30 protein-coding genes and 5 pseudogenes are annotated in these 26,957 nt (G+C 69.6%); 19 read left to right on the top strand and 16 right to left on the bottom strand.

The genetic code is table 11. The features are described 5' to 3' along the window. Positions 1–37: 37 nt before the first annotated feature. Positions 38–676, top strand: coding sequence for a TetR/AcrR family transcriptional regulator (locus tag ACIA8K_RS15960; protein WP_396059331.1), 639 nt, complete (start codon positions 38–40; stop codon positions 674–676). 193 nt (positions 677–869) lie between these two features. Beyond that, the gene (locus tag ACIA8K_RS15955) at positions 870–1,283 is read left to right on the top strand and encodes a YkvA family protein (protein ID WP_396059329.1); all 414 of its coding nucleotides are present in this window, start codon (positions 870–872) and stop codon (positions 1,281–1,283) included. A 171-nt stretch (positions 1,284–1,454) separates the two neighbouring features. Here the strand turns inward: ACIA8K_RS15955 and ACIA8K_RS15950 are convergent, their stop codons facing one another. From ACIA8K_RS15950 to ACIA8K_RS15940, 3 genes are all read right to left on the bottom strand, one after another. Then, positions 1,455–1,700, bottom strand: a complete 246-nt coding sequence (locus tag ACIA8K_RS15950) for an e9imm peptide (protein ID WP_396059327.1) — start codon at positions 1,698–1,700, stop codon at positions 1,455–1,457. A 159-nt stretch (positions 1,701–1,859) separates the two neighbouring features. Then, a complete protein-coding gene (locus ACIA8K_RS15945) occupies positions 1,860–2,078 on the bottom strand; it encodes a hypothetical protein (protein WP_396059325.1) in 219 nt (72 codons plus the stop codon). Positions 2,079–2,171: 93 nt separating this feature from the next. After that, entirely contained in the window at positions 2,172–2,441 is a 270-nt protein-coding gene (locus tag ACIA8K_RS15940) for a hypothetical protein (RefSeq protein ID WP_396059323.1), read from the bottom strand. Between the two features lie 256 nt (positions 2,442–2,697). On the opposite strand from ACIA8K_RS15940, the pseudogene ACIA8K_RS15935 reads away from it, so the two are divergent. The 4 genes and pseudogenes from ACIA8K_RS15935 to ACIA8K_RS15920 all read left to right on the top strand — a co-directional run. Further along, positions 2,698–2,895 (top strand): annotated as a pseudogene (locus tag ACIA8K_RS15935) (cold-shock protein); the annotation flags it as partial. 36 nt (positions 2,896–2,931) lie between these two features. After that, positions 2,932–3,123, top strand: a pseudogene (locus tag ACIA8K_RS15930) (cold-shock protein); the annotation flags it as partial. A gap of 15 nt (positions 3,124–3,138) precedes the next feature. After that, positions 3,139–3,363, top strand: a pseudogene (locus tag ACIA8K_RS15925) (cold-shock protein); the annotation flags it as partial. Further along, positions 3,352–3,657, top strand: coding sequence for a cold-shock protein (locus ACIA8K_RS15920; RefSeq protein WP_396059971.1), 306 nt, complete (start codon positions 3,352–3,354; stop codon positions 3,655–3,657). The pseudogene ACIA8K_RS15925 and the gene ACIA8K_RS15920, both read left to right, overlap by 12 nt. 379 nt (positions 3,658–4,036) lie before the next feature. Here ACIA8K_RS15920 and ACIA8K_RS15915 read toward each other — a convergent pair whose 3' ends face one another. From ACIA8K_RS15915 to ACIA8K_RS15900, 4 genes are all read right to left on the bottom strand, one after another. Further along, positions 4,037–4,495, bottom strand: coding sequence for a nuclear transport factor 2 family protein (locus ACIA8K_RS15915; protein ID WP_396059321.1), 459 nt, complete (start codon positions 4,493–4,495; stop codon positions 4,037–4,039). Between the two features lie 262 nt (positions 4,496–4,757). Beyond that, positions 4,758–6,323, bottom strand: a complete 1,566-nt coding sequence (locus ACIA8K_RS15910) for a serine hydrolase domain-containing protein (RefSeq protein ID WP_396059319.1) — start codon at positions 6,321–6,323, stop codon at positions 4,758–4,760. Positions 6,324–6,351: 28 nt separating this feature from the next. Beyond that, complete coding sequence (locus tag ACIA8K_RS15905; protein ID WP_396059317.1) at positions 6,352–6,627, bottom strand: hypothetical protein; 276 nt, start codon at positions 6,625–6,627, stop codon at positions 6,352–6,354. Positions 6,628–6,630: 3 nt separating this feature from the next. After that, positions 6,631–6,969 carry an ArsR/SmtB family transcription factor gene (locus ACIA8K_RS15900; RefSeq protein WP_396059315.1) on the bottom strand — a complete coding sequence of 113 codons (339 nt, stop codon included), beginning with the start codon at positions 6,967–6,969 and terminating at the stop codon, positions 6,631–6,633. A gap of 219 nt (positions 6,970–7,188) precedes the next feature. Here ACIA8K_RS15900 and ACIA8K_RS15895 point away from each other — a divergent pair, with 219 nt between their 5' ends. Continuing rightward, complete coding sequence (locus ACIA8K_RS15895; protein WP_396059313.1) at positions 7,189–7,584, top strand: hypothetical protein; 396 nt, start codon at positions 7,189–7,191, stop codon at positions 7,582–7,584. Positions 7,585–7,700: 116 nt separating this feature from the next. Here the strand turns inward: ACIA8K_RS15895 and ACIA8K_RS15890 are convergent, their stop codons facing one another. Then, positions 7,701–8,798 carry a citrate synthase 2 gene (locus tag ACIA8K_RS15890; protein WP_396059311.1) on the bottom strand — a complete coding sequence of 366 codons (1,098 nt, stop codon included), beginning with the start codon at positions 8,796–8,798 and terminating at the stop codon, positions 7,701–7,703. Positions 8,799–8,865: 67 nt separating this feature from the next. Between ACIA8K_RS15890 and ACIA8K_RS15885 the strand changes: the two genes are divergently transcribed. From ACIA8K_RS15885 to ACIA8K_RS15875, 3 genes are all read left to right on the top strand, one after another. Then, positions 8,866–10,053 (top strand): citrate/2-methylcitrate synthase, encoded by a 1,188-nt coding sequence (locus tag ACIA8K_RS15885; protein WP_396059309.1) that lies wholly within the window; start codon positions 8,866–8,868, stop codon positions 10,051–10,053. 130 nt (positions 10,054–10,183) lie between these two features. After that, the gene (locus tag ACIA8K_RS15880) at positions 10,184–11,752 is read left to right on the top strand and encodes a polysaccharide lyase family 1 protein (protein ID WP_396059307.1); all 1,569 of its coding nucleotides are present in this window, start codon (positions 10,184–10,186) and stop codon (positions 11,750–11,752) included. 304 nt (positions 11,753–12,056) lie between these two features. Next, a complete protein-coding gene (locus ACIA8K_RS15875; protein WP_396059305.1) occupies positions 12,057–12,278 on the top strand; it encodes a GntR family transcriptional regulator in 222 nt (73 codons plus the stop codon). 921 nt (positions 12,279–13,199) lie between these two features. Here ACIA8K_RS15875 and ACIA8K_RS15870 read toward each other — a convergent pair. Next, positions 13,200–13,550: a DoxX family protein gene (locus tag ACIA8K_RS15870; RefSeq protein ID WP_396059303.1), complete on the bottom strand. Its 351-nt coding sequence runs from the start codon at positions 13,548–13,550 to the stop codon at positions 13,200–13,202. Between the two features lie 228 nt (positions 13,551–13,778). Here ACIA8K_RS15870 and ACIA8K_RS15865 point away from each other — a divergent pair, with 228 nt between their 5' ends. Next, on the top strand, positions 13,779–14,534 hold the full coding sequence (locus ACIA8K_RS15865) for a maleylpyruvate isomerase family mycothiol-dependent enzyme (protein ID WP_396059301.1): 756 nt from the start codon (positions 13,779–13,781) through the stop codon (positions 14,532–14,534). 2 nt (positions 14,535–14,536) lie between these two features. Here the strand turns inward: ACIA8K_RS15865 and ACIA8K_RS15860 are convergent, their stop codons facing one another. From ACIA8K_RS15860 to ACIA8K_RS15845, 4 genes are all read right to left on the bottom strand, one after another. After that, on the bottom strand, positions 14,537–14,947 hold the full coding sequence (locus tag ACIA8K_RS15860; protein WP_396059299.1) for a nuclear transport factor 2 family protein: 411 nt from the start codon (positions 14,945–14,947) through the stop codon (positions 14,537–14,539). 291 nt (positions 14,948–15,238) lie between these two features. Beyond that, positions 15,239–15,433 (bottom strand): endonuclease domain-containing protein, encoded by a 195-nt coding sequence (locus ACIA8K_RS15855; protein ID WP_396059297.1) that lies wholly within the window; start codon positions 15,431–15,433, stop codon positions 15,239–15,241. Positions 15,434–15,795: 362 nt separating this feature from the next. Next, on the bottom strand, positions 15,796–16,329 hold the full coding sequence (locus tag ACIA8K_RS15850; protein ID WP_396059295.1) for an RICIN domain-containing protein: 534 nt from the start codon (positions 16,327–16,329) through the stop codon (positions 15,796–15,798). 167 nt (positions 16,330–16,496) lie between these two features. Then, positions 16,497–16,973 (bottom strand): hypothetical protein, encoded by a 477-nt coding sequence (locus tag ACIA8K_RS15845; protein WP_396059293.1) that lies wholly within the window; start codon positions 16,971–16,973, stop codon positions 16,497–16,499. Between the two features lie 253 nt (positions 16,974–17,226). Here ACIA8K_RS15845 and ACIA8K_RS15840 point away from each other — a divergent pair, with 253 nt between their 5' ends. The 8 genes from ACIA8K_RS15840 (at position 17,227) to ACIA8K_RS15805 (ending at position 23,188) form a co-directional block, all read left to right on the top strand. Beyond that, entirely contained in the window at positions 17,227–17,562 is a 336-nt protein-coding gene (locus ACIA8K_RS15840; protein ID WP_396059291.1) for a YbaB/EbfC family nucleoid-associated protein, read from the top strand. After that, positions 17,559–17,870 (top strand): WXG100 family type VII secretion target, encoded by a 312-nt coding sequence (locus ACIA8K_RS15835; RefSeq protein WP_396059289.1) that lies wholly within the window; start codon positions 17,559–17,561, stop codon positions 17,868–17,870. The genes ACIA8K_RS15840 and ACIA8K_RS15835 overlap by 4 nt, the downstream gene beginning before the upstream one ends. Then, positions 17,867–18,847: a hypothetical protein gene (locus tag ACIA8K_RS15830; RefSeq protein WP_396059287.1), complete on the top strand. Its 981-nt coding sequence runs from the start codon at positions 17,867–17,869 to the stop codon at positions 18,845–18,847. The genes ACIA8K_RS15835 and ACIA8K_RS15830 overlap by 4 nt, the downstream gene beginning before the upstream one ends. Before the next feature lie 14 nt (positions 18,848–18,861). Next, complete coding sequence (locus tag ACIA8K_RS15825) at positions 18,862–19,131, top strand: hypothetical protein (protein WP_396059285.1); 270 nt, start codon at positions 18,862–18,864, stop codon at positions 19,129–19,131. 76 nt (positions 19,132–19,207) lie between these two features. Beyond that, entirely contained in the window at positions 19,208–19,873 is a 666-nt protein-coding gene (locus ACIA8K_RS15820; protein ID WP_396059283.1) for a YdcF family protein, read from the top strand. Between the two features lie 4 nt (positions 19,874–19,877). Continuing rightward, entirely contained in the window at positions 19,878–21,596 is a 1,719-nt protein-coding gene (locus ACIA8K_RS15815; RefSeq protein ID WP_396059281.1) for an Hsp70 family protein, read from the top strand. 44 nt (positions 21,597–21,640) lie between these two features. Continuing rightward, positions 21,641–22,555 (top strand): SDR family oxidoreductase, encoded by a 915-nt coding sequence (locus tag ACIA8K_RS15810; protein WP_396059279.1) that lies wholly within the window; start codon positions 21,641–21,643, stop codon positions 22,553–22,555. 72 nt (positions 22,556–22,627) lie between these two features. Then, entirely contained in the window at positions 22,628–23,188 is a 561-nt protein-coding gene (locus ACIA8K_RS15805; protein ID WP_396059277.1) for a TIGR03086 family metal-binding protein, read from the top strand. Positions 23,189–23,236: 48 nt separating this feature from the next. Here ACIA8K_RS15805 and ACIA8K_RS15800 read toward each other — a convergent pair. The 3 genes and pseudogenes from ACIA8K_RS15800 to ACIA8K_RS15790 all read right to left on the bottom strand — a co-directional run. Then, a pseudogene (locus tag ACIA8K_RS15800) lies at positions 23,237–23,678 on the bottom strand (helix-turn-helix transcriptional regulator); the annotation flags it as partial. Continuing rightward, positions 23,617–25,349: pseudogene (locus ACIA8K_RS15795) on the bottom strand (ABC transporter ATP-binding protein). The pseudogenes ACIA8K_RS15795 and ACIA8K_RS15800, both read right to left, overlap by 62 nt. Positions 25,350–25,609: 260 nt before the next feature. Then, a complete protein-coding gene (locus ACIA8K_RS15790) occupies positions 25,610–26,473 on the bottom strand; it encodes a TrmH family RNA methyltransferase (protein ID WP_396059275.1) in 864 nt (287 codons plus the stop codon). Between the last annotated feature and the right edge of the window lie 484 nt (positions 26,474–26,957).

Here is a 26,957-nt window from a genome sequence, read left to right as displayed (position 1 = left end):
GCGACTAAGTTAAGTCACGCAATGGAGTGAGGGTCGAATGCCCCGGACAGACCAGAGAGGTGGGCCACAGACGCGGGCGCGGATCTCGCAGGTCGCGACCCGGTTGTTCCTGGAGCGTGGGTTCGACGAGGTCACCGTGACCGACGTGGCGCGGGAGGCCGGCGTTTCAAGCGTCACGGTGTTCAAGCACTTCCCGCGCAAGGAGGACCTGCTGCTGGATCGCACCGACGACGCCGTCGCACTCGTCCGCGCCGCGGTACGCGAGCGAGCACCCGGCGTCGAGGTGCAGGACTCACTTCGCGAAGCCGTCTTCGGCCTGCTCGACACCCGGCACGCGCTGTCCGGCCTCGACGAGCGGTCCGTGCCCTTCTTCCGGACCGTGGCCGGCTCACCGGCGCTGATCGCGCGTACCCGGGAAATCGCCGCCGACCTGCAGCGGGTGCTGACCGAAGAACTCACCGACGACGACACCTTCCACGGCGATGCCACCCTGCTGGCCGCGTTCTTCATCGCCGGCTACAGCGCGCTGCTCGTCGACACGGCGCGCCAGGTCATCGCCGCAGAACCGCTCAGCGTCGTGACCAGCGCCCACCGCGCCCGCCTCGAAAGTCTTTTCGACGCCCTCCGCCACGGGCTGCCCCAGGATCGAAAATCGTTCGGTGAACATCCTAGGTAGATGCCGACAACGCCGCCCGGCCCGGCTCGACTGACACGACCCGATGCCAGGCAGCCATGGCTCTCCCAGGCGGCCGCCATTGGTGTGGTGACCGTCGAGCCGGATCAGCGGTTGCCATCCGCCGGTTGGCGTGGCAGCGCGGACGTTCGTCCGCACCGGCGCTGCAGCCCGGCGATCCGTACAGTCACGATCGATGGACATCGTGTGGAAGATCGTGATCGGCGCCGGTGCGGGCGTGGTTGCGGTGTGGCTGACCCTGATCGTGGCGTTGCTCCTGGCGGGACGCCGTTACCAGCGCCCGGGGCTCGGCGAGATGTTACGGCTGCTGCCGGATCTCCTGCGCTTGCTCAAGCGGCTCGCAAGCGATGCCGCCCTCCCTCACGGCGTGCGGATCCGGCTGTGGCTGCTGCTGGCCTACCTCGCCGTACCGATCGATCTGATCCCCGACTTCATCCCGGTCATCGGCTACGCCGACGACGCGATCATCGTGGCGCTGGCGTTGCGGTCGGTAGCCCGCCGCGCCGGGCCGCACGCGCTGCGCCAGCACTGGCCCGGCAGTCCCGCCGGACTTGACGCGGTACTCCGCACAGCCGGCATCCATGGCTGACCGCTTCAAGCCGGCCCTTGAGATTGACAGGCTCCGTTGATCGAACAGTCGGTGTTCATCTCATTGACAGCGTCGGTATGACGCTGCGTAGTCTTCCTGGGCTGCACTCAACATCCGGATCTGCCGATGAGCGCGTGTGCGTGTGCGTATGCGTGTGTTGAGCTTCGTCGGCTAGCCGACGAAGGGCCAGTAGCGCAGCGCCTCGTCGATGACTTCATCAGCGGTGAACTCGGGTGTGCGCCAGAACAGAAGATCGCTGACCCTGGGGTACAGCAGCACCTTCTCCAGAGCCTCCAACAGCTCGTTACTGGCTTCGTCCGGCAGCTTCGGGTCTCTGAGGCGCTGAATGAGATCGCGCGCTCGCTGACGTTGTGCGTCGTCAAGCGTTCGAGCCGGTGTGTGACGGTCAGAGGTCATCCCGGCAAGTTAGCGAGCGCTCGTCGACGTATTTGATGCGGCTCGCCGGCATTCGGATCTGCCGCCGACCGTGCGCGCTGGTCGACAGGGGCGGCGTTGCGGCGTGGATACCGGGGCCTGGTGACCCGCGCCGAGGCTCGTGCCGACGGAGGTGCGGTTCTACATTCGACCGCGCCGCAGACCTAGCGGAATTCCAACAGCGGCAACGATGACCAGCACACCACCGAGGATCATCAGCTTCACGCCGCGAGAGTCGTCATCAGCCGCCAGGATGCCGCCCCACACGAGCGACAAGACGGCGAACAGCGCGGTCGCGCCGCCGAGAAGCCGCATGGCGCTCTTGCTGTATGGGCCAGGGCCTTCAGTGCGCACGTCCATGGATCGATGCCTCCCTCGCGGTGCCCTTTGAGTCGATCACGACCTATATACCCCCGACAGTTCACTCTCATGCCGCGATCCGGACGTCTACGTCTAAGCGCGTGGATCTCGAGCGAGCATGAGCGGCGCGGATCCGAGGTCGAGCGGGCCGGAGCCTTCGTCGAGGTGGATGTGCGCACCGGAAGGTGCATCCGGGTCGGACAGCGCGAGACACAGACGTGCGAGATCCCGAAAGCTCGTGGGATCGCCGAAAATCTCTACGGCGCCATTGACGATCTCGACAGTGACGGTGCCGCCTTCGGCCGGAGCAACAACTCCGCGCATGGCGTCATAGGCGGGAACGGAGACAGAAAATTCGGTCACCGCACGAGTGTGCCGGATCGATGCATGCCCCACGTGGCCGGTTCACTCTCATGCCGCAGTGCGCGCCAGCGCCATCGCGGGTCGTCACGCTGCGTATAGGACGTGGGACGCTGGCGAACGCACGCTCTTGGCGAAAGACCTTGGCCGCCTATGACCTGCTGACAACCGATTGACCATGGCCGGTCCCGGTGGTTCCGGGTGCGACGACGTCAGCGAGACTGGGAGCAATGCCGCTTCAACGATCTGGAGTTTTCCTATGCCGCACGGGATCGTCCGCTGGTTCGACGCCGAACGGGGGTTCGGCTTCCTCGCGCCTGACGACGGATCACCAGACGTGTTCGTGCACGCCTCCGAGATCGTCGGGGACGGCGGCTCGAAGGTGCTCCGTGAGGGCCAGGCTGTCGAGTTTGAGACCGGCACGAACGAGCGCGGTCCACAGGCGCTGCGCGTGCGCGGCTCCGCAGAGCAGGCTGCCGGCGGTGCCGTGGGTGTGCTCGGCACGGTCAACTGGTATGAGCCGACCAAGGGGTACGGGTTCGCGTCGCCGGACGGTGGCGGCCCCGACATCTTCGTGCACAGCTCGGCCATCGTGACCGGCGGCGTGGTCAGCGAGGGGCAGCGGGTGGCCTTCGTCGTCGTGGAGGGCGAGCGTGGGCCGCAGGCCGCGCACGTGATCCCGCTCGGTCCTGGGGCCGGCCTGTCCGTCACGGCGGGCGGTGCTGACGGGGCGGACGGAACCGTCTCCTGGTTCGACGAGGACAAGGGCTTCGGCTTCATCACCCCCGACTCCGGCGCCGCGGACGTCTTCGTCCACGCCCGGTCCCTGGCCGAGGGTCTCACCTGGCTGGCAGAGGGCGACCGTGTGGCGTACGAGGTGGCCAGCAGCGACAAGGGCCCGCAGGCCCGCGACGTGCAGCTGGTCCGAGGGGCCGAGCCCGCGCCGCCACCGCAACGCCCGGCACCGGCCGGGCCGTCATCCGCCAGGAGTAAGTCGCCGTCACGGGGCGTGCCCGCACGCGCGGGCCACGGCGTCGTCACACGTTATGACGGCGACCGCGGGTTCGGGTTCATCACCCCGGACGCCGGAGGCGACGACCTGTTCGTCCACGTCTCCGTGGTCACCGGGCCGGAACCGCTGCAGCAGGGCGACCAGGTCCGGTACACGGTGCGTCAGAGCGACCGGGGCCCGCAGGCCGACCGCGTGGAACGCCTCTGACACATGCTCATCTGCCGCCGAGTGCGCCGGCGCCCTCGCGGGTCGTCACGCTGCATATAGGGCGCGGAACGCTGGCGAACGCACGCTCTTGCCGAGAAGAGCGCGTTTGAGGTTCACGTTTCGTTGTTCGGGCGACGGTAGCGGCCGGGAGATGTGCCGTGCTCGCGCGTGAACGCATTCGCAAACGAGAATTCGATCCGCCGAGATCCGCGCGTTCAAGATCGAGTGAGTGGTCGAAGAACGACAGAAAGGACTGCCGAGGCGGTGGCCCGGGTCTCCAAGAAACGCCCTGGTCACTCGCTGGCGCGGGAGGACTGCCTCCTCGACGCCATGTAGCCGCCCGCACCAGTGGCGACAACACCACGGTGCGGGCGGGTGACTACAGGCTGGTGATGCTGTCCTGCACCGACTTGCCCCAGGCCACGCCTTCGGTGTGCGTGTTTGCGAAGTCCGGGTCCACGTAGATGTGGAGCCTCTTGACGAGTTCGCCCTGGAACTCGAACACGTTGCAAAACAGCCCGAACGAGGAAACGCCGTCAGGGAAGTTCACGCCTGACGTCGTCGTTCCCTTTTCCGCACCCTCGACGATCACGTAGTTCCCGGACGACAGCACGGTGAAGCCGTCGATCTCGTGCTCGAGCGACGCGATTCCCCGGCCGAGACCTTGAGCGAACGCTCCGATCTGTGCCTTCCCGCTCGCGATGCCAAATTTGGGGTAGAACATGCGAGCGTCTTCCGTGAAGAGGTCGACAACCGCGGGGTTGCCCGCGTCCACCATACGGAAGTAATCGACAGCAATCTCTTCGCGGCGCTTCTGAATCTCGGTGATGGCGTCCACTTTTTCTCCTGGTGTAGGTGCGTGGTGCGCTTTCGCATTGGTTCGGCCGGCCGTGTTCGCTGTGCCGGTGGCCGCCGATCCGATGCTGCGACGGCCGCGTCTGGCGGCTATCGGCCAGGAGCACTCGTGTATCCCTGCGGCGAAACGCCTGGACACGGCGGGGCTCAGTGCTCCGCCGCCACCTTGGCTACGAGTACGTCCTTCAGCAAGCGTCCACTTCCACATTCTTGACTAACTAGTCCGTAATCGTAGCAATTATGGACTAGTTAGTCAAGAATTGATCGCCTCCTCCATGGCCCGACCGGCCGAGGGCGTGCGCGCCGATGCCGATCCTGGTCAGCGCGAGGACGCCGGCCAGGGACGCCACGGCAACGACGGCGTGACCGATGTCGGGGGCCCACATCTGCACCTTGGCGAGGCCGGCTCCCCACAGGGTCGGTACCAGCCAGGCGGCAACGGCTGCGGCGAGGGCGCATCCGCCGAGCCACGCGGCGGTGGTGGCGACAGTCCGGCGGCGTGAGCGGACCGTGTTCCGCCGGCGGGCGCGAAGGAGGCGGACCAGCGTCACCACCAGCAGGACGAGGAGTACGGCCGCGATGGTGAGCAGCCCGGCCAGGACCCACAGGAAGATCGGATCCTCGGCGGCGGCCGCTGCGGGGGCGTGGCCGTGCAGAATGCGGGCGAGGTCGAAAGCTCCGGCATTGAACGACGCGTCCATCGGCAGCGCGTAGACGTTCGTCAGCACGACCACCGCCAGGTTCGACTGCGGTACGAGCACGACGTGGCTGAAGAAGTTCGGCGTGGCACCTGAGTGCCAGACGATGCCGGCGCCCGTACCGTCGAGGGTGTTGTTCTTCCACCCGAGGCCGTAACTGCCGCCGTGTCCGGTGTCAGCGGTTCCGGTGTGCATCTGCAGCACTCCGTCGGAGTCGAGGACCTGCGCGTCCCCGTATCGGCCGCCCCCGATCTGGGCGCTGACGTAGTGGGTGAGGTCGTCGAGGCTGGCGGCGAGGAACCCGTACGGCACCCCGGCGGTGTCGAACGGTGTGTCGTGTCGCTGTGGGTGGCCCAGGTAGTACCGGTGCCCGGCCGGTACGTCCACGGCGCGGGCCTCCTCGGCGGTGGCCGCGGAATGTGTCATCGCGAGCGGGTCCAGGACGTGGCGGCGCAGGTACCCGCCGAAGGTCTCACCTGTGACGTTCTCGACAAGCGCCCCCAGGATCATGTAGTTCGCGTCGCTGTACCGGTACCCCTGCCCGGCCGGGGCAACAGGACGCACGGAGGCCAGATCGCGCACCGACCGGGCGAGCCCGCCGGAGCTGTTGTCGTAGCGATCGGTAAGCGTGGAGTTGGACACGGCCGGCAGTCCGCTGGTGTGTGTCAGCAGCTGTCGCACAGTCACCGTGCGGGTGGTGTCCTCGTCGCCCACCCGCAGCCACGGCAGGTAGGTGCGCGCCGGGGTGTCGAGGTCGATCCGGCCGGCCCGGGCCAGCTGCGTCACCGCGAGGGCGGTGAACGACTTGCTTGTGGATCCGAGCAGGAACGGTGTCTGCGCGGTCATCGGGCGGCCGTCGCCGTCGACGCCCCAGGCGCCCTGCAGCAGGACCCGGTCGCCCCGCACGACGGCGTACGCCATCCCCGGCGCCTGCACCTGCTCCATGTACCGGCGCATGTAGGCCTCGCCCGCGGCCAGCTCGTCGGCGGAGGCCACCGCCGCATCGACCGGTGCTGCCGCGGCCGGAACAGTCGCGGCTGTACTTGCCACTGCCGTTGCGACGCAGGCCACGGCCAGCCGTTGCGCCCATTTCCGTCGTGGTGCAGTTGTCATTACGTCTCCCCCGTGTACGTGCTGACGCTCAGCCGATCTGGCTGAGCAGTTTCTCCAGCGCGGCCAGGCGTTGCCGCACCTCGCCGAGCTCGGCCCGCACGCCCTTGAGCTCCTCCGCGGTGGCCTGCGCGTTGTCGGCGCTCCGCCCGGCAAGCGTCCGGTAACCCTCTTCGCGGGCCGCGGCGTAGCGGGCGCGGTAGATGCCTATTCCGACGAGGCCCCCCACGACGATCACCGCCACGAGGATCACCGCCAACGCGATTGTGGAGGTCTGAGCCATGTCCGCGGCCAGGTGGCGTTCCATCACTTACTTCTCCCGTTCTGTCGCCGGCGCCGGGCCGGTCAGGGTGCTCGCGGCCAGCGCGATCGCGTCCAGGTCCAGCGCCAGGGTGAACGGCACGGCCTCGATGTACTTCACCGAGCTGCCGTCGCGCGCCGTGACCAGTTCGCCTGTCACCAGACCGGCCGCTTCAAGCTTCTGCAGGTGCATGTAGAGCAGGGGCCGGTTCATCTCCAGCCGCCGCGCCAACTCGCTGACATAGGTGCGTCCCGACGCCAGGGCGCCGAGGATCCGCAGCCGGTGCGGACTGGCCAGCGCGGCCAGCACCGTCACCAGCTCGTCACCGGTGGGCGGGGCGCCGCTCATCCAGGACCTCCTCTTCCGCGACAGGGGTGTCAGGAATCAATGACCCCCCTGTCGGGTGAGTCTGACAGGGGGGTGTTCGTGATGTCAACCTGCTCTCCCGGGCGGCCGGGCATAGCCGACGACCGGCGGTATGCCGCCGTCCTCCTGCCTCTGAAGGCGTGGACTACCATCCACGCCTTCGTGGGTCACGGGAAGTAGAGGGCGTTTACGCTGACGACCATGATCGAGAGGCCTACGCAGGGCTGGCGACGCAAGGTGGCAACCGAGGAAGCAGCCGTAGCCGCCGGAGATGTGGATCCGGCTGAGGCGCACGCCGCTGAGTTGTGGCCGGCGGACTTCACGGCAGAGGTCGACGCCGTCTTGGACGCGTACGAGCACGACGCCGCCGCCCTGGACCCGACGGTGGACGACGCGGTCTGGGCCGCCGTTGAGCGAGTGGTACTGGGGTTGAACGCTGCCGATGAGAATCATGGCGCCATCGAGACCGGGGAGCGCGAAGAGCTTGCCGAGTACATCGACGCCGTTCTGACGAATGCAGGCGTAGATGTCGCTGCCCTTACCGCCCGGCGCGGCCTCAGCCGGGCAGAACTGACCGACTCGTGGCGGGACTGGTGATCGTCAGCTGCGCTGGCGACTCATGCGGAGTCGCCGAGCAGACGACGGGCCGTCTTTAAGGCGCCAGCGCCGTTGCGGGGTGCGGCGCTCCAGCCGGGCCAGGCGGCGTTGAGAATCTAGAGCGCATGCCAGCCGGGTACGTCGGACGGGTCGCGGTCGGCCGGGCCGACGTAGGCGGCGGACGGACGGATGATCTTCCCGAGGCGTTTCTGCTCAAGGATATGGGCGCTCCAGCCGGCGGTACGCGCGCAGGTGAAGAGCGGGGTGAACAAATCGGCGGGGACACCTGCGAAGTCGAGGACGATCGCGGCCCAGAATTCGACGTTCGTGGCGAGGACGCGGTCGGGCTTGCGCTCGCGGAGTTCGGCGAGCGCGGCCTCCTCAAGCGCGAGCGCGACCTCGTAGCGCGGCGCGCCCAGCTCGCGGGCGGCGGCTCGGAGGATGCGGGCCCGGGGGTCCTCGGCGCGGTAGATCGCGTGGCCGAAGCCCATCAGGCGGCGGCCGGAGTCGAGCAGCTCCCGGACGTACCCCCGTGGGTCCTGGCTCTTTTCGACTGCTTCGACCATGCCCAGCGCGCGCGAGGGTGCGCCGCCGTGCAGCGGGCCGGACATCGAGGCGACCGCGCCGGAGAGCGCGGCGGCGACGTCGGTGCCGGTGCTGGCGATGACGCGGGCGGTGAACGTGGACGCGTTCATGCCGTGCTCGGCCGCGCAGACCCAGTAGCGGTCGATCGCCTCGACGTGGCGTGGATCGGGATCGCCCTGCCAGCGGATCATGAAGCGTTCGGTGAGGCTGCGGCCCTCGTCGATGCGGCGTTGCGGGATCGCGGGGAGGCCGACGCCGCGTGCGGACTGGGCGACGAACGACAGCATCATCGTGGACGTACGCGCCAGGTCGGAGCGGGCCTGCGCGTCGTCGATGTCGATCAGCGGGCGCAGTCCCCAGTAGGGCGCCATCATCGCGGTCGCGGCCTGGATGTCGGCGCGGATGCTGCCGGAGTGGACCGGCAGTGCGAACGGCTCGGCCGCGGGCAGCGGGCTGGTGAAGTCGCCGTCGACGAGCAGGCCCCACACGTCCGCGAACGTCCGGCGGGCGACGAGCTTCTCCACGTCGATGCCGCGGTAGCGCAGCGCGCCGCCGTCGGAGTCGGGCTCGGCGATGGCGGTGTCGAACGCGACGACGCCGGCGAGGCCCGGCTGCACGGTGGTTGTCATGCCATGACTGTCGACCCATGCCGTACAGCTGTCAATGTTGATTCAGTCAACATGAGAAGATGGACACATGGACGACCGGATGTTGAGCACGGACGAGGTGGCCCGGCGGCTGGGCGTGAAGCGCGCGACCGTCTACGCCTACGTCAGCCGCGGCCTGCTGACCGGCCGCCGCAACGCCAACGGCAAGGAGAGCCTGTTCGCGGAGGCGGACGTGCGCGCGTTCGAGGCGACCCGCAGCCGGGGAGGGCCGGAGCGCACCGACTCGCCCGCGGTCCACACCGGCCTGACGCTCATCACCTCCGACAACCTTTTCTACCGGGGGTACGACGTGGGCGCGCTCGCCCGCCGCGAGTCCTACGAGGCCGTCGCCGGACTGCTGTGGACAGGCGAGTTGCGGGAGACGCCGTTCCCGCCGGACGCGACGTTGCGCACGCTTGCCGAGTCGGTCACCGCGCCACTCCCGGCGACGGCCCGGCTCACCGACCGGCTCAGGATCATCGTCGCGGCGGCCGGCGCGGCGGACCGGCTGCGCTTCGACACCACACCGGCCGCGGTCACCGCCACCGGCCGTACCATCCTCGGCACCATGATCACCGCATTGCCGCAGCTCAGCACGCCTGTTGACGACTCGCTCGCCGGGTTGCTGTGGAGCCGGCTCACCGTACGGCCACCCACGCCCGACGGCGTGCACGCGCTGAACGCCGCGATGGTGCTGCTCGCCGACCACGATCTGGCCGCGTCCACGTTCGCCGCCCGGGTCGCCGCGTCCACCCGGGCGCACCCGTACGCGGTGGTCGGCGCCGGGCTGGCCGCGATGGACGGACCACTGCACGGCGCGGCCAGCGGGCTCGCGGTGGAGATGCTCGCCGCGGCCGTGCGCGGCGGCGACCCGCTCGGCACCGTCTCGGACCGGCTGCGCACCGGCGGGGGCGTGCCCGGCTTCGGCCATCCGCTCTACCCGCACGGCGACCCGCGTGCGACTGTGCTGCTCGGCCTGCTGGCCACGCCGTCGCCGGTCACGGACGCGGTCGCCGCGGTCGCGGACGCGATGCGCACCCGGGCGGGCACGGCGCCGAACATCGACCTGGCGCTTGCCGCGTTCACCATGCTTCACGACATGCCTGCCGAGGCCGGGGAGGCGATCTTCGCGATCGCGCGGACCGCCGGGTGGATCGCACACGCCATCGAGGAGTATGCGGACCAGCCCAGCCGATTCCGCCCGTCCGGCCGGTACGCGGGCCTGCCACCGCTGTGAATCGTCGCTGAGTCTTCCCCTTGCCAATCCTATCGACAGCTCTCTATCCTGCCTGGAAAGCGCTTTCCAATCGGCTCCGGTCCTCGCCCAAGGCACGGCGCCGCACGCGCACCACCGAAAAGGGGATCAGATGACACCACGAGCGGCTCTGGGACTGGGGACGGCCGTCGCCGTCACCGCGATCGGGGGTGTGCTGGCCGTCGCGCTGCCCATGCAGGCGAACGCGGCGACCGGCGGCGTCACCGGCTACGCCACGCAGAACGGCGGGACCACCGGCGGCGCGGGCGGGCAGACCGTCACCGCAAGCACCGGCACCGCGATCCACACCGCGCTGTGCAACAGGGCGAGCAGCAGCACGCCGATCATTATCCAGGTCTCCGGCACGATCAACCACGGGAACACCACGAAGGTGTCCGGGAACAGCTGCAACACGGCGGCTGACAAGATCGAGCTGAAGGAGATCAGCAACGTCACGATCATCGGGACCGGGTCGGGCGCGGTCTTCGACCAGCTCGGCATTCACATCCGGGACTCGAGCAACATCATCATCCAGAACGTGACAGTGCGGAACGTCAAGAAGTCCGGCTCGCCCACGTCGAACGGCGGCGACGCGATCGGCATGGAGAGCACGGTCCGCAACGTCTGGGTCGACCACGTCACGCTTGAGGCGAGCGGCGGCGAGGATGCGGGCTACGACGGCCTGTTCGACCTCAAGGACGACGTGGAGTACGTGACGCTGTCCTACGCGATCCTGCGCAACTCCGGCCGCGGCGGGCTGATCGGGTCCAGCGAGACGGACACCGGGAACAACTACATCACGTTCCACCACAACTCGTACACGAACATCGACTCGCGGACGCCGCTGCTGCGGGGCGGCACCGCGCACATCTACAACAACTACTACGTGAGCCTGAACGAGTCCGGAATCAACTCCCGGGCCGGCGCCAAGGCTCGCGTCGACAACAACTACTTCAAGAACTCGGTCGACGTACTCGGCACGTTCTACACCACCGAGGCCGGATACTGGCAGGTCAGCGGCAACATCTTCGACAACGTGACCTGGTCGGCGGCGAGCAGCGACCACAAGCCGGCCGGTCCGAACCCGACGTCGAACACCACTGTCAGCATCCCGTACCCGTACACGCTCGACGGTGCGAGCTGCGTGCCGGAGATCGTGACCGCGACCGCGGGCGCGAACAAGGGCCTCCAGGTCTCCAACGGCAACTGCGTGCCGACCTCGCCGAGCGCGGGCCCGACCACGCCTGCGCCCACGACTCCGGCCCCGACCACCCCGGTCCCGACCACGCCGGGTGGCACGACTCCCCCGCCGTCCGGCACGAACCTCAGCATCGGCGCCGGCTCGGACGGTTCCAGCAAGGCCAGCGGCACCAGCTACGGCGACGTGCGCGACGGCAGCCTGACCACCTACTGGTCACCGGCCGCCACCACCGGCACAATCTCGATCAAGTGGTCCGCCGCGACGAGCGTCTCCCGGATCATCATCCGTGAGGCGAGCGGCGCCACCGGGCTGATCGGCGCCTACCGCGTGCTCAACGGCGACACCGGCGCCGTGTTGAAGACCGGGAGCGGAGCCGGCGCGATCACCTTCAGCGCCACCTCCCTCAAAAAGATCACATTCGAGATCACCAGCGCATCGGGTACGCCGCGCGTGGCAGAGTTCGAGACCTACGCGTCCTGAGGTTCTGTAGTGGACGTCGCGGGCCCGGCGGGGCGAACCGCCGGGCCCGCGGTTGTGGGCCGAGAAAGGCTTCGGTCGTCAGTCTCGAAAGGCCTGTAGGAGGCCGGCATCGCCGCTCGGTGCGATGCCGGCCCGGTCGTGACGACCAGGTGCCAGCCAGGTGTCACAAGAAGCAACTTAACGCGGTAACCGCGAAACGTCGAGGCCCTGACACGATCGTGTGCTTGTCGCGGTAAGTCGGGGCGTGATCTCATGGGCTCTGCCAGCCAGGACTTTCCTCGCGCCCAGAAAGTGGTCACCGCGCATGTCACGTACGCCGCACTACCGGCGCGTCGCCGCCGAGATCCGCCGGCAGATCGAGGAGGGCGACCTCCCCCCGGGCGCGAAGATCCCGTCCACCCGCGAACTCCAGGAGCAGTACGGCGTCGGCAACAACGCCGTCTACATGGCGGTCACGCTGCTGGAACAGGAGGGCCTCATCGAGGGCCACCAGGGCAAGGGCCGCTACGTCGTCGACCGTTCGTAACCGCCGGCCCCGCTCGCTCACCGGGCGCGAGCGTCCCCGGAACCCGCACGGTCAACGGTGACCAGCGGCGGGTCTCGCCTGCTCGTCCCGGCCAGGGCGGAACCGGCTCCTCCGGTGACGGGAAGACTCCGCTGGCGCTCCGCTTTCCCTCACCGGGGGTTTGCCCGCGGCAGCAACTCTGTTGCCCATTCGGGCCGCCCTGGGGACCGACGATCGAATGGTTGGGGCGTTGTTTCGGCTGTTCGTTGTGGTTGCGGAGGGCGAGAGCAGCACTGCCGTCGTCTCGGCGGCCGCGTGTCGAAGCGGCTTTGGTCGAGCCTCTGCGTTTCGTTCTGACGGCGAAGGGTCAGGAAGGCCCACGTCAAGATCCTTGCGGTTCTGGTGGCCCTTATTCGAGCTCGATAAGGGCCGCCAGAACCGCAAGGATCTTGCATCCCGCCAGGTGGACGCGAGATCCCGAACAACGAGCCAATCTCGGCGCCGAGCGCCCGAGCTGCCGTTATCTCTGGCGCGGCGGCACGCGAGAGCCAAGATCGACTGATCCTTCGGCAGCCCCGGGCTTCGGTGCCGCCCTTGCGACCACCCAGGCCGAGGTCAACCGCTCTCCCGCCAGCCTCGGCCTCGGTGCAGGCCCTTGCGACCACCCGGGCCGAGGTGCACCGGCACGCCCGCTCTCTCGGTGCCAGCCCTTGCGACCACCCAGACCGCAGCCACCCGGACCAGCCGCCGCCTAGGCAATGACCGCGCTACCCCGAGTGCTGCGAGACCGCCGACCAGCCGGAACGACCCACCACATTCCCGGCCTCGATGCCAGCCCTTCGATCGTCACGCCCCAGACCGCCCGCCCGCACGCGAATGGGCAACAGAGTCGGAAGCATGCGGGCTGGGCCACCGCCGAAGCGGGAACATGGTCGCGGTCCTCTAGAAGTGTTGGTGGAGCGTCAGGGCCAGGGCGCTGACCGCGGTCAGCAGGAAGACCGAGGGGCCGATCAGCGCGCGCGAGCCGACGCGGGTGTGGGCGATGAGCGCGCCGATGAAGTAGAGGACCAGACCGCCGGCCGCGAGCACGCCCAGCAGCGGCACGACCAAGCCGGCGGCCAGGCCGATCGTGCCCGCGGCGAGCAGCGAGCCGAGCACCGGCACCCAGGAGCGCGGGATGCGTTTCATGTCGGCCTGCCGCTTGGGATAGTCGTGGCCGCTGAGATAGGTGACGGCGGCGGCCCCGTTGAACAGGATGGCGAGCACGGTGACCGCGATGTAGGCGACGTACACGAAACCTCCAGTTGAAATGATCTGCCTCAGGGACGGGATGGGCGCGCCGAATGTGACTCGGTCGGCGTCCTCGATGGAGACATCCGCGTCGGTGGAGGGCGAGCAGGTCCCGCTTTCTGTTGGTGCCGCCGGGAACCGAACGGCACGCTCACGTCGTACCCGCGATCTGTGAAAAGGGCTTGGGGAAAATCGCTGTTCGGATGGGCGGCGGGGTGGTAGACAGCCGGGGTGGAAAAGACCTTGCAGTTCTCGGATCTGCTGCGGCTGATCGAGGAACGATCGACCGCATTCCAGGCTGTCGTCGCCGCCGCGCCCAGCCTGGACGCGATCGTGCCGACGTGTCCGGAGTGGACTCTCTTCGACCTGGCGGAGCACATCGGCACGGGCCGTTTCGCCTGGGCCGCCACCGTCGCCGCCGGGCCGGACGCCACCACGAAGTCGAGCACGGACGCGGTTGCGCCGGTGGACCGCGCGGAGCTGTCCGCCTGGCTGGCCGACTCGACCCGGGCGCTCGTGGACGCGCTGCGCGACGCCGGCCCGGACCGCGGTTGCTGGGTCTGGTGGGAGCAGTCGCAGTCGCCGGCGACCTGCGGCGCCGTCGCCCGGCACCAGCTCCAGCAGATGGCTGTCCACACCTACGACGCCCAGATCACCGTGGGTACGCCGCAGCCGCTGCCGGAGGAGATCGCGCTTGACGGCGTCGAGGAGTTCCTGTTCACCTGCTGCGCAACGACCGCAGCCTGGCCGCACGAGCCCGCGGTCGTCGACTACCACGCCACCGAGGGCCGCTCTTGGCGGGTGCGGCTGTCCGCGGATGGCGCCCAGGTCGGCCCGCTCACGGCCGAGGCCGCCGACGCCACCGCGACCGGCACCGCCAGTCAGCTGGTCGAGTTCTTCTACGGGCGCATCTCGCCGGACGCGGTGAAGCTGGACGGTGACCCGCGCGTCTTCGACAAGCTCTTCGCCTGGGACCCGGACGCGTAACCTCAGTCCACAGTGCTCGGGTCGAAATAGTCCCGGAGCAGCGCGATCCTCCCGTCGCTGATCCGGAAGATCTGCACCAGCGACATCGTGGTCGTGGTCGCGTCCGGCGCGACCACGACCGTGTCGATCTCGGCGATGAACACGTCCGGGTCCGCGGTGGTGTGCAGCACGAACCGGGACCGCGCCGTGTCCACCACGCCGCCGCTGTCGGCCGGGTGCGCGTAGTAGGCGGCCATGCCGGCGCGGATCTCCTCCCGCCCGGCCAGCCGCCGCGGGAAAATCCTGCCGTCCGGTATGAACGGCGACTCGTAGACGCCGTCCGGCGTGAACAACTCGGCCAGCGCGTCCGCGTCACGGGTCAGGGCACCGGCGTGGATGTACCGCCCGAAGATCTCCTGTGGATTGGTGGGCACGTGCGGCTCCTCCATCGCTCGGGGCCTGGCAACGATACGCCGACTCGTACCACCGTGTGGGGTGCGTTGTTCGGGTGTCGAGCAGGACACCGGAGGAGCGGGTGGCCTGGATCGTTGTCATGTCCACCCTCGAACGGCCTCGGCCGGAATCGACACGGCGGGCGAATAATTCGTCGAGCCGGTCCTCGGTGAGGCTTCTCAACCCGGTATCGGCCCACAGAGTTCTGTCAGAACAATTCTCCTGAGATTTCGTGAGCCGCTCGATTTCGGATTAGCCGGTTCAGGCTCCCCTCAGGAGCCGTGCTGACCGAGATAGTGCCGGATGGCGTCGAGTAGAGCCGGGTCCTCCTCGACCGCCCGGGTGACCAGGTTGCAGCGGTGGCACAGCAGCTGGCGCACCACACCGGTCTGGTGGTCGTGGTCGACGGCCAGCCGGCGGGGGCGTGGTGGGCTGCGCCAACGCCGCTCGCGGCTTCTCCTCGCCACAGCGGCGGCCACTGTTTTAGCTGGTCAACCATGCAAGCACATACAACGTCGTCCGTTGCTACAACATAACCGTCATTATGGTGTACATGCGGGTCAGGTTGTTATGTCCGTTTTGAGTAGTGCGATTGGTTTATTGGATTACTGGTATTAGCAATCCGATAATTAGGCCAGCGTTGGTGTCAGAGAAGTCTTCGACTGATGATCAGGTGGCTCTGGCCACGAGCGGTTCGTCGGTGAGCATGCGCCTGGTCGTCCGACGCGCTCCCGGTCCCGCCGCGGTGTCCGGCTCGGCGACGGACTACCGTCGCGCGCTCGGCGGCGCCCCGGTCCCCGACCTGAACCCAGCGGACGACCAGACCGGCTCAGTATTCGGTGATCAGCCAGATCTGGTTGTAGGCGTCGCCCTTGAAGGGGTACGCGAGCACCGCCTGGTGTTCCACATTGTTCGTGTAGTCCTGATCGAGGTAATTGCCGCTGCGGGTGTTCCGCACGCGGAATTGGTTGCCGCCGGTGCCGAGGCTCAGCACGTTCCACACCTGGTTCGCGTCGACGCTGCAATGCCAGGCGAGGATGTCGGGGTGCTCCACGCCGTTCGTGTAGTTCTGGTCGAGGCACTTCCCGCTTCTGGCGTTGATCAGATGCGTGCCGCTGGGCCACTGCTCGATGTACCACATCTGGTTTGTTCCGCCCGTGCAGTCGAAGGCGATCACCTCGGGGTGCTCGATGTTGTTGGTGAAGGTCTGGTCGAGGCACTTTTGACTGTTGTAGTTCTTCAGTCTGAACAGCCCGGATCCGGAAGTGGGTCCCGCGTGCGCGGGCTGGATCGCGACGAATTGGGCAACCATGAGCAGGCCGGCGGCGAGTGCCGCCCGGGCAGTGACGCGGAGTGATGTCATACCGTGTTTTCTACGTGCCCACCATGGCAGCGATCAATGTAAGTCTCGACAATCACCAATACATGCTTGAAGCAGCCCTACCGCACGGCAACTGATCTGTCCGTCGTTCGCCGACGAAAAGCTTCCGGTAGCCAGGCACATGGACTACCGGGAGCGTGGAGCGGAGCTCAGTCGGATACGGCGAAGGGTGCGTAGCCCGGTTCCAGCACATCAACGACCAGGTCGGAGAACACCAGCGAGATGATGTGGCCGTTCGTCCCGATGGTCGCCTCGTGGAACGGCAAGCCGAGGTCCCGGGACCACTGTTGCGCCTCGGAGGACGACGCGACGAGTGCCAGGCCCGGGTAGAGCGCCTGCCACTTGACGCCCCACACGTACCCGTCGAGGTCGGCGCCTTGTTCGTGGTCCACAAGCCGCTCGTCGAGCGACTGTTTCCAGATCTGTGGTGACAGCGCTGAGGTCGTGGAGGCACGGACGCAGTGGGTGAACCGGTAGCGGAGGTGCTGGGGGGCGATGCCGGTGCGGGGATCGGCGGTCGCGTAGATGAACATGTCGTAGTCGCGCATGTAGTCGGCGAAGCCGTGAAACACAAGGGCCTGGTCGAAGACGTCGTCGAAGGCAGCCTGGATCTCGGACCCGTTCACCCACTGATCATCTCGCGAACGAGGCCGCGCGGGCGAACGTTACTCGACGTGGTCAGTCGACCGTGATGGCGAGCGACTGTGCTGACCGGCGCCGAGTTGTTCTGCGATCGCCGGCTCGTGTCGACCCGATGTTGATCGCCACCCGCCTGCGCCGTGAAGCGGGCGGCGAGGTGGGCGAGCGCGCTGCGGCGGGGTGGACAGTCCCTGTTCGAGGGTCAGGCGCGCGGCGTACCCCCGCGGTTATGGTCCCGGCATGGAGGATGTGCTGGGGCGGCTGGGTGAGCTGCGGGCCGGGGGAAGCGCGGCGAACGGCCTGGTCCGGGCGGAGGTCGACGGCGTGGGCCGGGTCGTCGACGTGCACCTCGACGCGCGGGCGATGCGGCTGGCGTCGCAGGAGCTGGCCGAGGCGGTGGTCGCGGCGCTGCGGGAGGCGCAGGCGGCGGCCCGGGAGCGTGGCGCCGAGATGGTGGCGATGCCGGACCGGGAGGAGCAGCTCGCGGCGAGCGTGCGCGCGGTGGAGCAGGTCGACCGGCGGATGCACGAGATCGTGTCGATCCTCGACGAGGTCGCGCGGCGGGCACGCCTGTGAACATCGACCCGGAGGCGCTGGCCCGGGCGGCGCGCGAGCTGACCGGCCTGTCCACCCGGATGAACGACGAGTTGCAACGGCTGTCCGCCACGGTGCACGACGGCAGTCCGTGGGGCGCGGACGAGCCGGGCACGAAGTTCGGCACGGTCTACGTCGAGGTGCTCGCGCACGCGGAGGCGGCGATCGCGAGCTACGTGGCCCAGGTCGCCGACGCCGGGGCCCGGCTGGATCGTCAGGCCCGCGAGGTGGCGGCCACCGAGGCCCACAACCTCACGATGGTACGAGAGGCGGGCGGCCCGCCCCGATGACGATCACCCTGGACCCGTGGCTGGCCGAGCCCTTGGCGCTTGTCGGCCTGGAGTGGCCGGAAGGCGACGAGGACGCGCTCGCCCGGCACGGCCAGGCCTGGCTTGACTACGGCACCGCGCTCCGGGCACAGGGCGACGAGGCGAACGCGACAGCCATGCGGGTGTGGCGGGACAACGAAGGCGAATCGATCGAGGCGTTCGAGCGGTTCTGGAACGGCGACGACGGACCCGGCACGCACCTGGCGGATGCGGCGGCGGCCGCCGACGTCATCGGCACGGCGCTGATCGCAATGTCCGGGTTCGTGCTGTGGCTCAAAGGCCGGTTCGTTGCCGAGCTGACCGCGCTGGCGTGGGCGGTGGGTGCGGCGATCGCTGCCGCGTTCTTCTCCGGCGGGGTCGCCGCGCTCGCGATCGCCGCGCTGGCGGCGATCAGCAGGGAGGTGCTCCGCGGGCTGATCGACGAGGTCCTCGGGATGATCGAGACTGAGATCCTGGCGCAGCTCCGGCAGGTGTCGGAGTCGCTTCGCACTGCCGAACCGGAGCCCGCCCCGGCGCTGCCCGCGGACCCGGAGCTGGCCTTCCAGGAGTTGCTGCGCCAGGCGGAGACCGTGGACGTGAGCACGCCGCCGAACGGGGCGACGTTCTGGTCCGGGGTGGCGCCGGACGGAACGTCGTTGCAGGACACGGCGGAGGCCAACACCGACGGCGTGAACACCGTGACGATCGAGCAGACGCCGGGCGGCGGGTACTTCGACGAGCTTGACCTGTTCAGCGCGAACTCGCCGGTCACCATGCCGCAGGCGCAGCAGATCTGGGAGACGTTGTCCACGCGGTACGCGGAGGGCGCCACCGGTACCGTGACTGCCTACGTGCACAATCCCCGGCCGGGCAGCGTCTGGACCCAGCACGAACTCGAGGCTCTGCGGAACAATCCGCACGTGACCGATATCAGGATCATCGATCCGTACCCGAGCTGAGGAGGGCGGCCACCGTGACCGTGCAGAGACTCGGCAACCAGTCGGCCCGCAACGACGCCGGCGTGACCGTGAGCAGCCGCGACCGGGCCACCATGCGGGTGGACTACCACGACTCGACGCTTGTCGTGCCCGTCGACCGCGGTTCCGGAAGTTACGGCTTCTACATCCCGGCCATGCCGGTCTGGACGGACGGCACCGTCGTACCGCCGGATGTGCTCGCGGTTCTCAAGTCCGGCATCGTGGAGGTGATGGCGTACTGGAACATCCGCGTCGAGTTCCTGTGAGACACCGTGTCGCGGCGTGCCGGTGACGCGTTCTCCACGGAGGCGGGACACGACGACGGCATGATCAGGAGTGCAGGTGCAGCTCGGCAGCACGACGCCGCGGATCGTCCGGGACGACGACCTCGACGGGATCCCGGCGGCGCGGATACTCGACGTGATGCGGGCGATGACCGCGGTGCTGAGCCTGCCGCAGTCCGCGGCGGACTCGGCGGACGCACTGATCGTGCCGAGCGGGCAGGGCGAGGAGTGGCGGATCACGCACGCGATCCGGCTCTGGGAGGCTAACCCACGGCTCCGCCTGCTGCTGATCGCGAACGGGAACCCGGCCGAGGTCACCTACGACGCGCTCACCCTCGACTACCTGCGCGGGCTCGGACTGCGCCGGATGGACGGTGTGCACGTGCAGGCGGAACCGGCGCCGAACACCGCGCTGCAGGCCTTGTGGATCGCCGACCGCGTGCAGGCGTTGCGGATCGCCAGCTTCGGGCTTGTCGTCTCGCCGTACCATCTGCTCCGGGCCTATCTGACAGTGCTCAAGGCGCTGGACCGGGCCGGCGCGCGGGTGCCGATGTGGCCGGTTCCGGTCGCGGTGTCGCCGGAGACGCGTGTGCCGGAGACCGGCGCGACCGCCTACGACCTGCTCCCGGGCGAGGTGTCCCGGATCATCTCCTATATGGACCGCGGCTGGATCGCGTCCACCGGCGAGTTGCAGTCCTACATTTGCTGGCTGTGGGCACACTAGGGCGGTGCAGCTCGCCATAGACTTCGGTACCGCGTCCACAGTCACCATGTTCGGCGAGCCGCCCCGGCCGCTGGTCCTCGACTCAGCCGTCGGGGTCACCGCGGAGGGCGGCATGCTTACCGGCCCGGAAGCGGCCGCGAGCGCGCCGGAAAGCGTGGACCGGCATCCGAAACTCCGCGTCGGCGACGGCGTGATCCGGGCCGGTGGGCGTGAGCTGCCGGCCGCGTACACGGTCGGCGCGATCCTGCACCGGGCCGGGGCAGAGGTGACGCGCGCGGTGGGCGGCGAGGACCGGGCGGTCACGCTCACCCACCCGGCCGCGTGGGGCCCGGCGCAGCTGTCGACGCTTACCGAGGCCGCGACCTGGGCCGGGTTCGCCACGGTACGACTGGTGCCGGAGCCGGTCGCGGCCGCGGCGCTGCGCCAGGTGCCGCCCGGTCAGTGCCTCGCCGTCTACGACCTGGGCGCGGGCACGTTCGACATCGCGGTGGTCCGGTCCGGCGAGCTGGTCGCCTCGGCCGGGCTGTCCGACGTGAGCGGCCTGCACCTGGACGCGATAGTGGTCGGCATGGCCCGGCGGGCGTCGGCGAGCGCGGCGCCGGACGTGTGGGCGCGACTGGAACGGCCGCAGACCACCGACGACCGCCGGGCGCAGGTGCGGTTGTGGGAGTCCGCGCGCGTGGTCCGGGAGCAACTGTCCGTGCAGGGGTCCGCGTTGATGCAGGTGCCGATGCTCGGGGCGCCGGTGGAGATCGGGCGGGCGCAGTTCGAGGCGGAGGCGACGCCGCTGCTGGAGCGGACGGTGGCGCTGACCCGGGAGACGTTGCAGCGCGCGAGCGTACCCGTGGCGGGTCTGCTGTTGGCGGGTGGGGTGTGCCGGACGCCGCTGGTGGCGTCGTTGCTTCATCGCGCGCTCGGGATCACGCCGGTGCTGACGGAGCGGCCGGAGCTGGTGGTGGCGCAGGGTGCGCTGGCGTTGGGGTGGCCGGCGGCGACCCAGCCCGCGCCGACACCGGAGCAGTCCGCACCTGGCCCGGTGCCCCCGGTGGCGCCGCACCAACCGGCCGGGCCACACTGGGGCGCACCCGCACCCGCATCGGCGCCCTGGCAGTCCGCGCCGCCCGCGATGGCGCCGTGGCAGTCCGCCACCATCCCCGCTCCCGGCTACCCGCGCGTCGAGCCGGTCGAGATCGCGATCGACGGGGCCGCCGGGATCACGCTGCGCTGGATCGAGCGGGAGCTGGACGGGGACGGCAGCGGCGGCACGCACGAGGAGCCGCGGTTCCTCGCCGCGGACGGCCGCGTGCAGATCTTCGACACCGCGGCCGGCCTGGTCGCCTACCTGCACAGCGACGCCGCCCACGACCTGCGCCACCGTCCGGGCTGGCCGGAGTACCTGCGCTGGGTCAGCCCGCCGGTGCTGTTCCCGGCGCCGGAGCACCGCTACGAGCTGGACCTGGTCGCGGACAATCTGGCCGCCGGCCGCGACTCGTGGATCCCCGAGCTGATCCTCGGGGCCGGCGTCATCGCCCGCGACCTCGCCTACGCACTGCACCTGGACGTGTGGACGCTGCTGGCCCCCGGTTCGCTGCTTGACGAGCTGGACGAGGCGTTGCGCCGGCAGAACCGCTGGAAGCTGCGCGGACTCGACGCGGCCCGGCTGGCCGAGCACTGGCGGCAGGTCGTGGACGAGCTTGAGGACGCGGTCGCGCACCAGCCGTAGAAAGACTGCCATGGTCTGTCAGGTTTCTCTGCGACCGTGACCGCATGAACCGCACATGTGAGGGCAGGGTCGCGCTGGTCGCCGGCGCCACGCGCGGGGCCGGTCGCGGGATCGCGGTCGAGCTGGGCGCGGCCGGCGCGACCGTCTACGTCACCGGGCGCAGCACGCGCGCGGGCCGCTCGGAGATGGACCGGCCGGAGACGATCGAGGAGACCGCGGAGCTGGTCACGGCCGCGGGTGGCACCGGCATCCCGGTGCGGGTGGATCATCTGGTCCCGGAGCAGGTGAAGGCGCTCGTCGACCGGATCGACGCGGACCACCACCGGCTGGACGTGCTTGTCAACGACATCTGGGGCGGCGAGCTGCTGTTCAGCTGGACGGACCGGCTGTGGGAGCACTCGCTCGACGACGGCCTGCGCATCCTCCGGCTGGCCGTGGACACGCACATCGTGACCAGCCACTTCGCGTTGCCGCTGCTGCTGCGTACCCCCGGGGGTCTGGTGGTGGAGATGACCGACGGCACCGCCGACTACAACCGGGACAATTACCGCGTCTCATTCTTCTACGACCTGGCGAAGACGTCGGTGCTGCGGATGGCGTTCGCCCAGGCGCAGGAGATCGGCCCGCTCGGCGCGACAGCTGTGGCGCTCACCCCCGGCTGGATGCGCTCCGAGATCATGCTCGACCACTTCAACACCGCCGAGGGTACGTGGCGGGACGCGCTCGCGAGCGAACCACACTTCGCGATCTCGGAGACGCCGCGGTTCACCGGCCGGGCCGTGGCCGCGCTCGCCGCCGACCCGGACCGGGCACGCTGGAACGGCAGGTCCCTGTCCAGCGGCGGCCTCGCCCAGGTCTACGGCTTCACCGACCTGGACGGCAGCCGCCCGGACGCGTGGCGGTACCTCACCGAGGTCCAGGACGCGGGCAGACCCGCCGACGTCACCGGCTACCGGTGACGTTCCCGGTGTGACACTTCCGTTGCCACTATTCGGCGCCTGGTGCACCGCAGGCCGCCTAGCCTGCAATTTATGCAACTTCACGCAGTGCTTGTCAGGGCGTTCGCGGGTACGGCCGCGGTGGTGCGCGGCGTCACGCCGGAGCAGCTGGGCGCGGCGACGCCGTGCGCGGACTGGAACGTGCGGGCCCTGACCAACCATGTGCTCCAGGTCGGCTCCGCGCTCCGGCTGGCCGGCCGGCGCGCGCCGTTCCCGGACGATCTGTGGACGCGCGACCTGATAGGCGCGGACGGCCCGGCGGACCGTTTCGAGGACGACCGGCGGGACGCACTGGAGGCCTGGTCCGAGCCGGCCGCCTGGGACGGCAAGATCGACATGGGTGCGCCGATGACCGCGCCCGAGGCGGTGACGATGCTCGTCAGTGACCTGGCCCTCCACGGCTGGGACCTGGCCCAGGCAACCGGCCAGGAATACCTGTGCGATCCCGCGGTCGCGGCCGTCACGAGGGATTTCGTGGCCGCGTCCGGCGAGCAGGGACGCCAGATGGGGATCTTCGGGCCGGCGCTGCCGGTCGCGGACGGCGCGGACGTGTTCGACGAGGCGCTTGCGCTCAGCGGTAGAGCGCGGCGGTGAGCAGGGCGGCCGCACGCATCCGGTCCCGGAGCGCGGGCGGGGCGGACCGGTACACCAGCTCCACCGCGAGATCACGCCAGACCGCGGAGGCCAGCTCGGCAAGCAGCGGCGGCACCGAGCGGTCGCCGAACCAGCCGGGCACGTCCAGGTGGAAGCGCTGCGTGGTCCTCGCGGACGCCGGCAGCGCGGCCACCACCTTCAGGTGCGCGGCCGTGACCAGCTCACCCAGACCGAGGTCACGCGCCGGGCCGGGCAGGCCGAGCAGGAACACCGCCTCGGCCTCGGTCGCCGACAGGCCGGTGAGCCGGGACCGGTAGCCGTCGACGAGTCGATAGCCACCGGCCCGGCCCTGCTCCGCGTAGACCGGGATGCCCGCGCCACCGAGCGCGGCCACGTCCCGATATACGGTCCGTTCGGAAACGCCCAACTCAGACGCGATCTGCGCGGCCGTCAGCGTCCCGCGCGCCTGCAACAACAACACCAGGGACATCAGCCGGGACGCGCGCACGGTCCCGATTGTCCCCGAGGAACCCACCGGACTGCCGCGCCCACAGGTCCGCGTAGAGGCCGTGGCGTGCCAGCAGCTCCGCGTGCGTACCCGACTCGGCGATCCGGCCGGCGTCCAGGACAACGATCCGGTCCATCCGGGCGATCGTGGAGAGGCGGTGGGCGATCGCGATCACGGTACGGCCGGCCATCACCTCACCGAGCGTGTCGTGGATGGCGGCCTCGAACTCGGAGTCGAGCGCGGACGTGGCCTCGTCCAGGACCAGGATCGGCGCGTCCCGGTAGAACGCGCGGGCGAGCGCGATCCGCTGCCGCTGCCCGCCGGAGAGCCGCACGCCCCGCTCGCCGACGTGCGCGTCCAGGCCGGTCCGGCCGTCGGAGTCGCGCAGATCCGCCACGAAGCCGTCCGCGGCGGCCCGGCGCAGCGCCCTGTCGACCGCGGCCGGATCGGTGCCGATGTTCTCCCGGATCGAGCGGTGCAGCAGCGTGGCCTCCTGCGCGACCATGGCGATGTGCGCCCGCAGGCGCTCTCCTGGGTCACCTCGGTGATGTCGGCGCCGTCGATCGTGATCGTGCCGGACTCCGGGTCGTGGAAGCGCAGCAGCAGCCCGACCAGTGTGGACTTGCCGGCGCCGGACCGGCCCACGATCCCGACCCGCTCCCCCGCCCGCACCTCCAGGCTCAGCCGGTCCAGCCCGCCGGTGCCGCGTCCGTAGTGGTGGCTGACCTGCGCGAACCGGATCGCCCCACCCCGTACCGTGAGCGATGGTGCCCCTGGTCTGTCCTGGACCGCGAGCGGCTGCGCGACGGTGCGCAGTGCCCGCCGGAGCGCGCCGACCGCGCCGAACAGCGACGACACAGCGTCGAGCAGCCACTCGGCCATCCCGGTGATCTGGAAGCTGAGCGCCAGCGCGGCCGCGATCAACCCCAACGGCGCCGCGTCGGTACGCCAGAGGACGATCCCGTATCCGGCCAGCCCGACCAGAAGCGCGCTGCTCAGCGCCGTCATCGTGCTGTTGATCGTCACCTCGACGCGCTGCACGCCGAGGTGGGCGTGGCGGGCCTCGGCGAAGACCCGCTCGTCGTCCTCCGGCCGGTGACCGAGCAGCGCGAGCGTGTCCGCGTTCGCGTAGGAGTCGACAAGCAGCCCGGTCAGCGCGGACTCCGCGTCCTGCAGGCGCTCGGATGCGCGCCGGTAGTGCGGCACCGCCCAGCGCATCAGCAGCGAGTAGGCGACGATCCAGGCACCGAGCGGGACCAGCAGCCGCACGTCGACCGTGGACATCACCCACACCGAACCGGCGATGTACGCGGTCACCGCGATCAGCGTGTGGATCACGCTGTACGCCGCGGTCGCGGCCGCGTCGCCGCCGTCCCGGACGTAGGTGGCGATGCGCCCGGCGAGGTCGTCGCGGAACCAGCCCACGGACTGCCGGGACACGTGCCGGTGGGCGCGCCAGCGGGCGAGCGCGCGGGCGTTGGCGCGGAACGCGATGTCGTCGAGCGCCTCGCCGACCAGATTGAGCAGCGGCCTGACCAGCAGGATGACGGCGGCGACCGCGATCAGTTCACGGCCGTGCGCGGCCCAGAACGTGTCCGGGCTGCCCGCGGCGAGCGTGTCGACAATCCGCCCGGCGTAGCCGATCAGCCACACCTCAAGCAGCGCGCCAAGGACTGTGGTGGCGACCGCCGCGACGACGACGAGCCTCAGCGGCCGCAGCTCCTGCAGCAGGAAGCGGCAGACGGTGCGCGCCGGGGTGCCGGTGCGGTCGGGGAACGGATCAGTGGGGTTCTCGAAGAGACCGAGTAACACGAAGTGCCTTTCCGGCGTTGAAGACGATCAGGTGGCTGGAGTGACCGCCGATAGCCGTCATGATCGATCTCCTTCTTCGTGTGGTGGTCCCGTGGTGGAGGTTAGGGGTTCGGCTCCGCCGTCCGCACCGGGTTTTCCGCCGTCCGCCCGGCGGTCCGCTGACGTGCCGACTCGTACAGCACGACGGTGGCGGCGGTGGCCGCGTTGAGCGAGCTTGCGGAGCCGAACATGGGGATGCGGACGAGCTGGTCGCAGACCTCGCGCCAGCCGGCACTGAGCCCGGTGGTCTCGTTGCCGATCACCGTCAGCGTCGGCCTGGTGAAGTCGTACTCGGCGGCGTCCACGGCACCGCGCTCGTCGGTGCCCACGACGGTGATGCCGATGCCGTCCGCGCGGATGCCGGCGACCCAGGACAGCACGGCCTGGTGTGCGGGCACCCGGACCACGGGCAGGGCGAACAGGGATCCGGTGCTCGCCCTGACCGCCTTCGGGTCGTACACGTCGGCGGCGTGGCCGGTGATGATGACGCCGGACGCGCCGAACGCGTCCGCGGACCGCACGAGCGTGCCGATGTTGCCCGGACTTGTGGGCCTGTCGAACACGACCGTGTGCATGGCCGGCCCGGCCGGAATGCGGTGCAGGTCGTCGTCGGGCAGCGCGACCACGGCCAGCAGCTCCGGCACGGTGTCCGCCTTGCCGCCGAGGTCGTGCATCAGGTCGTGGGCGACCGCGATCTTCTCGGCCGGAACCGTGTCAAGGGTGTCGCGTGCCCAGCCGGACAGCTGCGCGCCGGCGTCGTAGAGCAGCTCGCGGATCTCCCAGCCGTACTCGGCGGCCATGCTGATCGGGCGCACGCCCTGCACCAGGAACTCGCCGCGGCGCTGCCGTTTGGTCCGGTTGGCGAGGAGCGCCTCCCACTGCTGGAACCGCGCGTTACGGCCACTCACCCGCAGAACCACAGTCAACCCCGCCTCCGCCGCACCCCGATGCCCTGCCGCGCCGGACGTCATAACCTACCGCGTGGCTACCCCCGGCCCGCTGACGGCCCGCGCCGCAGGTGCGCCGCACAGTCCCGGTGCGTTACGACAGGGAGAGCTGCGGCTTGGGCGGGCACAAGGGCCGGCACCGAGGCCGCGGGTTTCGCAGGCGTGCGGGTCAGTCGTGGCACTGCGGCAGGTCTCAGGGCCGGGCATGACCGCAAAGCAACACCGGATCCGCATATGTCAGGACACAGCCCGCGCTCACGACCCGCGTCAGGAGGAGGCCCCGCGGTCAATGCCCAGGCCTGAGCGCTGCCCGCCCGATATTTCATTATATAAGCGCCGCCTTGTGCGTTCTTCCTGACGCCGAAGGGGTCAGGAAGGCCGACGTCAAGATCCTTGCGGCTCTGGTGGCCCTTATTCGAGCGCGATAAGGGCCACCAGAGCCGCAAGGATCTTGCATACCGCC

Origin of the sequence: Catenuloplanes sp. NPDC051500 (assembly GCF_044454585.1) — a bacterium.
GTDB lineage: Bacteria > Actinomycetota > Actinomycetes > Mycobacteriales > Micromonosporaceae > Catenuloplanes.
This window is presented reverse-complemented; position numbering and strand designations above follow the sequence as displayed.

Coding starts and splice junctions, on each gene's coding strand:
- ACIA8K_RS15960 (WP_396059331.1), top strand. CDS start 38: ATGCCCCGGACAGACCAGAGAGGTGGGCCACAGACGCGGGCGCGGATC.
- ACIA8K_RS15955 (WP_396059329.1), top strand. CDS start 870: ATGGACATCGTGTGGAAGATCGTGATCGGCGCCGGTGCGGGCGTGGTT.
- ACIA8K_RS15950 (WP_396059327.1), bottom strand. CDS start 1,700: ATGACCTCTGACCGTCACACACCGGCTCGAACGCTTGACGACGCACAA.
- ACIA8K_RS15945 (WP_396059325.1), bottom strand. CDS start 2,078: ATGGACGTGCGCACTGAAGGCCCTGGCCCATACAGCAAGAGCGCCATG.
- ACIA8K_RS15910 (WP_396059319.1), bottom strand. CDS start 6,323: ATGACAACTGCACCACGACGGAAATGGGCGCAACGGCTGGCCGTGGCC.
- ACIA8K_RS15905 (WP_396059317.1), bottom strand. CDS start 6,627: ATGGAACGCCACCTGGCCGCGGACATGGCTCAGACCTCCACAATCGCG.
- ACIA8K_RS15900 (WP_396059315.1), bottom strand. CDS start 6,969: ATGAGCGGCGCCCCGCCCACCGGTGACGAGCTGGTGACGGTGCTGGCC.
- ACIA8K_RS15895 (WP_396059313.1), top strand. CDS start 7,189: ATGATCGAGAGGCCTACGCAGGGCTGGCGACGCAAGGTGGCAACCGAG.
- ACIA8K_RS15890 (WP_396059311.1), bottom strand. CDS start 8,798: ATGACAACCACCGTGCAGCCGGGCCTCGCCGGCGTCGTCGCGTTCGAC.
- ACIA8K_RS15885 (WP_396059309.1), top strand. CDS start 8,866: ATGGACGACCGGATGTTGAGCACGGACGAGGTGGCCCGGCGGCTGGGC.
- ACIA8K_RS15880 (WP_396059307.1), top strand. CDS start 10,184: ATGACACCACGAGCGGCTCTGGGACTGGGGACGGCCGTCGCCGTCACC.
- ACIA8K_RS15875 (WP_396059305.1), top strand. CDS start 12,057: ATGTCACGTACGCCGCACTACCGGCGCGTCGCCGCCGAGATCCGCCGG.
- ACIA8K_RS15850 (WP_396059295.1), bottom strand. CDS start 16,329: ATGACATCACTCCGCGTCACTGCCCGGGCGGCACTCGCCGCCGGCCTG.
- ACIA8K_RS15840 (WP_396059291.1), top strand. CDS start 17,227: ATGGAGGATGTGCTGGGGCGGCTGGGTGAGCTGCGGGCCGGGGGAAGC.
- ACIA8K_RS15830 (WP_396059287.1), top strand. CDS start 17,867: ATGACGATCACCCTGGACCCGTGGCTGGCCGAGCCCTTGGCGCTTGTC.
- ACIA8K_RS15810 (WP_396059279.1), top strand. CDS start 21,641: ATGAACCGCACATGTGAGGGCAGGGTCGCGCTGGTCGCCGGCGCCACG.
- ACIA8K_RS15805 (WP_396059277.1), top strand. CDS start 22,628: ATGCAACTTCACGCAGTGCTTGTCAGGGCGTTCGCGGGTACGGCCGCG.